This is a genomic window from Marinimicrobium locisalis (assembly GCF_039822625.1).
GTDB classification, from domain to species: domain Bacteria; phylum Pseudomonadota; class Gammaproteobacteria; order Pseudomonadales; family Cellvibrionaceae; genus Marinimicrobium; species Marinimicrobium locisalis.
Genome location: NZ_JBDLLG010000040.1, coordinates 1 through 8,612, shown reverse-complemented (window position 1 = coordinate 8,612; position 8,612 = coordinate 1). Strand labels below are relative to the sequence as shown.

5 protein-coding genes are annotated in these 8,612 nt (G+C 54.3%); 1 reads left to right on the top strand and 4 read right to left on the bottom strand.

The features are described 5' to 3' along the window. The 4 genes from AAE514_RS17935 to AAE514_RS17920 form a co-directional block, all read right to left on the bottom strand. Positions 1 to 3,462: two-partner secretion domain-containing protein (locus AAE514_RS17935; protein WP_347332941.1), on the bottom strand; the 3,462-nt coding region annotated here is incomplete at its 3' end. Positions 3,463 to 3,538: 76 nt separating this feature from the next. Then, entirely contained in the window at positions 3,539 to 5,497 is a 1,959-nt protein-coding gene (locus tag AAE514_RS17930) for a hypothetical protein (protein WP_347332940.1), read from the bottom strand. Between the two features lie 392 nt (positions 5,498 to 5,889). After that, the gene (locus AAE514_RS17925) at positions 5,890 to 6,780 is read right to left on the bottom strand and encodes a hypothetical protein (protein ID WP_347332939.1); all 891 of its coding nucleotides are present in this window, start codon (positions 6,778 to 6,780) and stop codon (positions 5,890 to 5,892) included. Positions 6,781 to 6,792: 12 nt separating this feature from the next. Further along, positions 6,793 to 7,923, bottom strand: a complete 1,131-nt coding sequence (locus tag AAE514_RS17920; protein WP_347332938.1) for a hypothetical protein — start codon at positions 7,921 to 7,923, stop codon at positions 6,793 to 6,795. A 335-nt stretch (positions 7,924 to 8,258) separates the two neighbouring features. Between AAE514_RS17920 and AAE514_RS17915 the strand changes: the two genes are divergently transcribed. Continuing rightward, complete coding sequence (locus AAE514_RS17915; RefSeq protein ID WP_347332937.1) at positions 8,259 to 8,612, top strand: hypothetical protein; 354 nt, start codon at positions 8,259 to 8,261, stop codon at positions 8,610 to 8,612.

The following is an 8,612-nucleotide window of genomic DNA, read 5'->3' as shown; positions in this document are numbered from 1 at the left end:
CAGGTCTGTGAAGCCGGAGAAGGTAAAGCGTGGATCCTCACCCACAACGTTCTGGATGCTGCCCGTGGTAATTGACCCCGAGTCCGCTCCGGACACTGTCCAGCTGTTGGTGCCGTCTTGAAGTGTTAGGGTGCCGTTTTCGGAACCTACATAATTAACGGTTAGGCCGTCGACGTACAGTTCGTCGCCGTGCTCGAACACGACGGAGCCTTCATTATCAATAGTGAGCTGTGAGATTCTGTTGCCGGAGCTTCCGACCGGGGAATTAATTGTAAGGTCAGAGCCCGACTTTAGAGTAACCTCTCCTCCCGCTATAAGACTAACGCCCCCAGCGAAGGTATTCGCAAGAGACCCCAAGTTAATGTCAGTGGTGCCAACATCAATGGTCGTCAATCCCCCAATGTCCAGTGAGGTTAGATCGGCCGTCGCTTCACCCTGGGTAATAGCCAACGCGTTGGTACCGGTACTCTTGGAGATCTTCAAGGCGCCTGTGCAGGCCTCACTTAAAGCGCCGCAAGTCCTCAGGGTTGTGATGTCGCCAAGCGTGAAGGCTTTATCGCTGGTCAGTGTTAAGCTGACGTCGCCGCCAGAAGACGAGTAGGAACCGATATAGTCGATCACATTGTCGGGAATGCCCGGAGCGTTGTCGCCTGTAGACCACAAGCCTCCCCCGCTCGCATCCGTTGAGCCACCATCAAGGTTGGCGTTTCGAGTATTGATATCGGCCTGAAGATCAAACGTACCCGCCTCGGCCGTAAAGTTACCCCCGGCCGTAAAAACATCCTGCTCCAGCGTCAAAGTGCCGAGCGCCGTAAGCTCGATATCAAGAAGGTCCCGCCCGTCGGCGTAGGCGTCATAAATCCGACCCTTGAGAGTAATATTCTCATCCGCATCGACATCTAACTTGGGAGCTGCAAGCCATCCCTCTTTCCGAGTACCATTGGCCGCAAAGGGGCCTGAATCGTTATAATTCCAGTCGGAATGCAGGGTGGCATTACCGCCGGCGGCGATGGTCACCGAACCCACTTGGGAGGCGCCGACGGCTTGGTCCGCCAAGAAATCTGAGTGCTCGCCTCCATCCACCAGTTCGTCAAGAGCTTCCCAGCTAAGGCTCAAATCAAGCCCACGAATGTCAACATTACCGGTGGCGTTGATTTCTATGGAGCCGGCACTGGCGGCCCCGTTCCCGGTACTGATAGTGGCGTAGATGGGGTTGTCATCATTATCCCAGCCTACTACATAGTTGCTGGAGAATGATTTAGGCTTGTCGGCTTCACCCACTTTGAAGTTACCGCCTCCAGTAGACGCATTCGCCTGGAGCTGGATGTTGCCAAAGGCGTTCAGGTTAATGTCAGAACCATTGGAGTGAAGTTCACCGGAAATGACAAGATTGCCTTCGATAATATCCGGGTCTTCACCATTGTTGTTGTTCTTGAGCCTTTGAACGCTAATGCCATCGTTACCTAAAGAGGCATCGCCGGCGTGAATATCGAGACTGCCGGCTTCAGTAACGACGTTGGCCGCTATGTCAATCGAGTCTCTGGACCTAAGGGTGACGGCCCCCCCAGACAGGCTTCGGTTAATATCTATACCTTCAGTAGAATACAAGTTAATCTGTCCGCTGGTGGATATCGAACCTTTTGCTCCCACAAGCAGCTTTCTACCATTTTTCCCCGGCGTACAATCGCTGCCGCAACCGCTATGGCCTGCGATAGCCTCGAAGTTACCGGCCCCCAACTCAATACTTTGCGCGATGGAAATATCTCCACCGGAGTGGAGCTTCAACCAGTTTTCCTTTTTTGTTCCAATAGCCGATATAGCATTATCTACCGAGATGCTTTTGGTGGCTTGCAGTACGACGTCGGTGCCACTCTCTAGAAATCCGCTTATTGTAGTTGTTGAAATGTTAAATGGCGCCTCCTCTTCAACAAAACTGAAGTCAACTTTATACGTTCCATCTGTTGGCTCAGCTGGACCATCGCTGCCGGAATCATCGATAACTATTTTTTCAGGGTCCAAAAGAAGCGTCCCGCCCCCTGCCCCCCCGTGTAGACCGACAGTCCCGGAAAACGACAAGCTTTTCTTCCCGGAAACTTCTGCAAATCCGCCCAAACCATCTGAAGAACCTTTGGCGTCAATATTCCCGCCAAACCGCGTGCTTTCATCTGCCCAGACGATAATGCGACCGCCATCACCACCTTCCGAGGCATTTGCCTTCAGCTCGGCTTGCGCTTGAACAATGGTTTTATCGGCACTGGGCATCCAGGCGTTCTCTCCCCGGTAGTCGCCGCCAAGATAGATGCGCCCGCCACCCTCGGCACCAGACGCGTCCACAAAGGCGGTGCCCTCGGCACCCACATACCGCCCCAGGGCCAGCACATCACCCCCTTGACCGCCGGACAGTGACTCGGCCTGGGTTTCACTACCGCGCTTTAGAAGCGTGGTCTGCCGGGCGTGGAGCTCAATGCGCCCTCCGGCGCCGCTTGCGGAGCTGGCATCCACCAGCCCGTCCTGAGTGACGTTCTGCCCCAGCAGGACCGCACTGCCCGCCTCTTCGGCATGACCCACATGAATATCGCCGGTATTGACCAGGTCCGCCCCTTCACCCAAGGTGAAGCTGCCGTCATCGTGCATCACCACGCTACGAGCATCGGCAAGTGAGCCGGTGTTAACCGCTTGCGAGAATACGTCACGGCTGGCGGCCGCCGTCAGCAGTACTCGGCCGCCTTCGGCTTCAATCGTCCCCTCATTGAGCACGGCCGGATCGATACCCAGATCCTCCTGCAGGATGGATTCGGTCACCCGAATGCCCATCAGGCCGCTATTATCGAAGGTCATCACGGCTTCTTTACCCGCCGCGAGTGTCACCGACCCAAGCTCAGCGCGGATCAACCCTTCGTTGCTGACCTTTTTCCCCAGCAAGCCGACCGATCCACCCAGCGAGGCCTGTAGCATCCCGCGGTTAATCACGGTGCCCTCGGCGTCCTCCAGCGCGGAGAAAACATAATCCCCGTTCATAAAATCGTCGACGCCGATATCCAGCCCGCTCGCCAACATACCCCCAACGTTCACCTGCGCGCTCTCGCCGAACACTATGCCCCTGGGGTTGACGAGGACCACATGACCGTCGGCATTGATTCGCCCGCGAATATCCGAGGCAGAGTTGCCCAGTATGCGATTGAGCGCCACCGAGTCTTGCCCCGGCTGGAGGAAGCTCACCACCTCATCCGCATCCAGGTCGAAGCTCTCCCAATCGATGGCAATACGGTCCGAGTACTGCTCGATCAGGGTTTGCTTCTGCTCGGCAGAGATTTTTCCCGCTCCCCCGACGATATTTCCGCCCTCTGGCCCGGCCAGCGCCGTGTGCGAGAGAACCATGGGTGAGCAGGCCAACATGGCCAAGTACAGTTTGCGGCTAGAGAAGGACATAAAGGTATTTGATCGGGGAGAGGAATACGTCATGGCAACAGTCCTTATTAGGCGGAAGGCCCGAGTGATTGAGCTCGGGCCTGTTTTCAATTCGATATTTTAACGAAATTTACTCGGAGTAACGGGTAATAATCACGAATTCATTGGTCGACAAATCATACGCATAGACCGCTTTTAAAGGGTCTTGAGCGACAAAGAAGTAACCATCTTCTTCGACATAGTGAGCCCCGCTTGTTCGCCTTGAGTCAAAAGGATCATTTGCGCTATAGGGGTGCACTACATTCCACTCGCCGGTCGTGCCTTCTCTCACCATTAAACCTTGAGAGATTTCGAAAATATGCAGTGCATCCTGCCCCCCAGCAAGCATAATTCCAAGGGCGGCTCTAATCGATTCCGATGGATAATCCAGCGGGATTTCTTCTCGCGCTCCCGTCACCAAATTTACTTCGTAGAGATATCTACCGACATTCACGTAAGCGGTTTTCCCGTCCTTGGTGACCACAACCTCCCATGCCCCCCTAATTTCAGGCCCTTCGCCAACATTAGGTCCCGAAATCACTTCACGTTTTCCATCGACAACATTAACTTTCAGCAACCGCTCAGGCTCGCGAAGAGCTGGGGGAGCGGCAATATAATAGCTATCTGTGTCTGTTGGAGACCTGACAATATCATCAGGGCGATCAAAGATCGTTGCTTCATTGCCAGCATCGCCGTCCATCAGGACGGATCCCACACCTGTCTCAAGATCAAATTCAAAAAGGGTGTCCATTATGCTGTCGGTTGCAACCAAACGGTTATTCTCGGGATCAAGGCTCCCTATATCTAGAAGGGCTATACCTAATGGTTCATTTTCGCCCTTATTGGTAGCAAGTACCGAGCGCTGGCCGGTCGCCAGATCCACTGACAACGCAATACGCCCTTCTGCCGCCTCCGTATCAGCATCGTAGCCCAGCAGGAGGAGTCGGTTATGGTCCTTGTCAAAAATTAGATCATAGATGTTGAACTGACCCTCCTCATCATTTGGGAAAGGGTCCGTATAATCCTGACCCACCACGGTCACTTCCACCGGCTCTTCCAACTCATTGCCCGCTTCATCCGTGACCTGAAGCGTTACCCGGTTTTCACCCGGAGCGAGGGTGATTGACTGCTGCCATTCGGCGAACCCGGTTTCTTCGTCGGCTTTAAGTGTATGAGAGTTGATGACACCGTCATTCTCAACCGTCAGGGTCACTTCGGCGACGTCGCTGTGCTCATCCGACGCCCGCCCCCGAATGGTCAAGGTCTCGGCACCCGTGGCACTCATGGGAGGCGGGAAGGCGATATCGCCCACCGGAGGCTCTTCGTCGGGAGCGGTCGTGACCGCCCAGGTGGTCTGTTCGGTCCCAATGGTCAACTTAACCTCTTGGGTCTGACCCGGCTCCGCCGGGGTCACGGCACGCAGCGTGACGGCACTGCCCGTGGTCAGCTCACTGCTACCGGTTGTGAACTCCCCCTCGTCAATCCGGTACTCACCTCCATCTATAGTGACATCCACTGGAACATTGATGCCGCTGATGGTCACCGGCTCACTGACCACCTCGGTTTCTGGCTCCAGCCCATCCTGCGGTGCAAAACCAAAGGCATCCGGCGCGGTATCTTCAGCTTCGGTGGTCACCGTAAAGGTGTCACTCACGCCCCCAATGGTCAGGGCGGCCGAGGCCTCGGTGTCGAAGCTCTCCGGGGCGGTGAGCTGGACGGTGACCTTGTCGCCGTCTTCCACAGACCCGGCGGCCTTGGTGTAACCACCGCCATTGACCGCGTAGGCACCGCCGGAGACGCTGATAGCGGTGTCTGTGTTGATGTCGCTAACCGTGATGGTATTGCTGGTGACGGTGGCGCCACGTTCAACGTCGGATTGGGCCTCAAAGGAGAACTGGGCGGGCTTTTCGTCCACCGAGGCACTGGAGGACTGTCCGGCGCTGGAGCTGTTGGGGGTCGGGCGAGGGCCGCTATCGCTACCGCCGCAGGCGGTCAATCCGAGGGCGACCAGTGAGGCCAGGGTAAGTTGGCGCAGCATGGGGAGGGGCATGACGTGCACTCCTTGTGTTCCGTGTCAGTGGTGTGGTGGTATTAGCATCAGCGCTGGATTGTGCCACAATTTGAGTCCCTAAAGTGTGAACCAGTTGGAATTTGGCGCATTATCCTTCACTTTTTACAAGGTGGCGTTTAAAGCTCTCCTTTGTCGTATTTTCCGCCCCCTCTTTCACTGCGAGCACGCAAAAGGGGTGGCGTTCGCCCAGTATTTTGCTAACGTGGCCCCTCCTTAGCGCTTAAGTTTATGATGGACGCTGCCCGCCACACGCTGCCCAACCAACAGCCGTTCACCAATCACCATGGGGTGACGTTCTCCATTTGGTACTCGCTCGTTTTTATTGAGATCACAGACAATGTTGTGGAACAGCGCTGCCAGGCTGAACTCTATCAAGCCGCGCCGCTGTTCAGGTATTTCTGCTCGACTTCCCATGTGGCATTGTCCCATTTCAATAACGGATAGTCCTTCACCAGCTCGGTATTACCCAATCCATCCAGAGCGCGGGCCTGCTGTGCCTTGGCTTCGGGTGAGAGCTCCAGTTGGATACTGTTGATGATATTATCCATCAGCTCATACATAGGGTCCACGCTGACACGCTTGTCCAGCTCAGAGCGGGGCAGGCCCAGAATTCGGCTGGGCATAAAGTGTAGGCAGGCCATGATGTCGTCGGCGATAGGGAAAAACATCAGGTGATTTTTGGTCTTATGAGCCGAAAAATCCCTGGGAACCGCCTCCATTCTGACAGCATTGACCGGCAAGTGATGCAACGGCTGCCAATTAACTGGCGCATCGAGCTCCTGAATATAGTCCCGAGTAAAATCCAGATGATAGGAGTACATAAAAGTTAAATACTCCCCAATAACCTGCTCCAAGGCACGGGGATGAAACAGCGACATAGAGTCGGGGAAGTTTACTGCCTTGATAAAATCAAACGAAAGGCTTAATTCGGCAACCGTGCCTGAAAACCAGGGGCCGTAAAAAGCCCAAGCGTGGTAAAAAAATTTAAGCCTTTCAAAGTGATCTTTGAGGCCCTTTTCAGCATCCTCGTCGCTATACATGCTGCGAAAGGGCATGGAGCTACCCGAAGAACCGCTTGATCGATAGCGACGCTCAGGCAGAACCGGCTCAAGATCTAAGTACTTCGCACGATACCTTGGAGCCTTAAAGATGATATTCGTGCCATCCAGATCGCTACAGACAGTTCGCGCCCAGCGAAAACTGGGGCCCTTGGGCACGATAAATTGCTTTGGCTCGCGTAGCTTTAGGCGAACATTCATCATTGGCCCACCCCCTTATTTGTACTCTTTACCTTTGAGCTTCTTCGTACCAGACTGCACTGTAGTGCTGACATAATACATGGCGCCTCCCAGTCCTACCGCGCCAGCAGCGGAAAGCCCAAACCCGAGAACACCAAAGGCGGCGCTGGCCGTCGATAAACCAAATAGCCCGGTTTTCAATGCGCTTTGCGCTGTTACGTCGGAGTGCAAATGATTGCCGACGACTTCAGAGGGTCGCAACCCGGCGCTCTTGCCATTACCGAGTGGAGTTATGTCGAGATCTTTGGCTATTTTTAAGGCTTCAGAACTGCTGGAGGTGGGCCGGTTAAGAAACACGGAGTGTTTATCCAGTCTCACATTTTTACCCTGCAATACCTGTAAGGCGCGAGTCAATACTGCCGAGCCGCCCCAGTCAGAAAACCAGAGCACACCCTGCACCTTGCGCGCATTGTACATAGTGTTAGCCAGTAAGATTGCAGATTCCATAAGAGCTTTATCGTTCGATGTGGCCAATGCTTCTTTGGCTTTTTTCAGTCCCACTATGGCTCCACCGCCAGGAGTGTGATGCAAGTCAAACCCGGAGTGATCCACCATGCTTTTAATGGTATTTTCGGTCTTAATCAAGTCCTTTCGAGCGGCGATGGCAACTGGCTGAGGGTCATCTATTGCTCGGTCACCAATCACCACGGGGCGGTATTCCTTATCTAGAATACGCCCGCTTTCCTGAAACTCGGGCAATTTACGTTCATCCTTTGATACTCTCCAAACCCCAGGCTTCTGCTTGTCTTTCTGATGCTGCATGTAATTTATATCCGCCTTCAGCGTTTGCAGCATGTAGGTGCCGTCTGCGCAGTCCTCCAGGGTGGCGGTCACGCCCGGTAGTACCACATAGAACAAACCTCGACCGTAGGCGAGGTTGTTTTCCTGTTGGATATAAATGTTGTCCATGTGCAAACGACCAGAGGTTAACCCCTTGATACCTTTAACGATAAAGGTAGCCCAGTAGTTGCCTTTATTGGCGAGCCCGACGATTTCATCGAACACCGGAAGTGCTTGCGGAGAACAGCGGACGCGTTTGCCAGCGTGCTGGCCTGCGATGGTGGCGGGTTGACCGTCCTGCGGATTGGGATGGTTTTGTTGAAGCATTAATGACTCTCCTGATATTCCTTTTAATGCTGCTAATTCGGAACCGATTGTATCTGCCGTACTATCTGGTGTCTAGGCTCCAGAGATTGTAGAGTAAGGCTTGTCGTTCGAAACACGCAAGGGGGTGCCACCCCGGCTACAAATAACCAACAAGTAGCCGGGGACCACTTGCATGGTTGCGGTCCATCGATTTTTGTGGTCTCCTTCTCATTCTAATGGTTTAAGCGTCAGCCAGTACCACGCCGTTCACCTTTTCCGCCGCCGAAGATGTTGATCTTGGTGCCAAGGTCGCTTCTGAGACCATTACGATTGAGGGCCTCGATGCAGATGCGTCCGTGACGGTCACCGTTGAGAACGGTCAGTACCGGTTGAACGACGGTGATTTCCAATCAGAGTCCACTGATGCCAGCCTGGGGGACGAACTGACCCTCCAGGGCACCGCCCATGAAACCCCCGAAGAAACCCAAACCGTCACCGTAGGTGATTACACTACCACCTTCGATGTGGTGACAGGTAGCGACACCGAGGCCCCGGAAGCAACCTTTGTCTTTCCGCCCCCGATGACCGCCACCGAAGGCGACACTATCATTGTGGCTAACCGACGCCACAAAGGAATCATCATTATCGCCGCCGACCAGTTCGGTCATCCCCGTGATTGCAATATAGGGTTCGGAGCCTTCATTCTTTGA

Excerpts from the sequence above, each read along its gene's own strand:
- AAE514_RS17930 (WP_347332940.1), bottom strand. The coding sequence starts at position 5,497 with ATGCCCCTCCCCATGCTGCGCCAACTTACCCTGGCCTCACTGGTCGCC.
- AAE514_RS17925 (WP_347332939.1), bottom strand. The coding sequence starts at position 6,780 with ATGATGAATGTTCGCCTAAAGCTACGCGAGCCAAAGCAATTTATCGTG.
- AAE514_RS17920 (WP_347332938.1), bottom strand. The coding sequence starts at position 7,923 with ATGCTTCAACAAAACCATCCCAATCCGCAGGACGGTCAACCCGCCACC.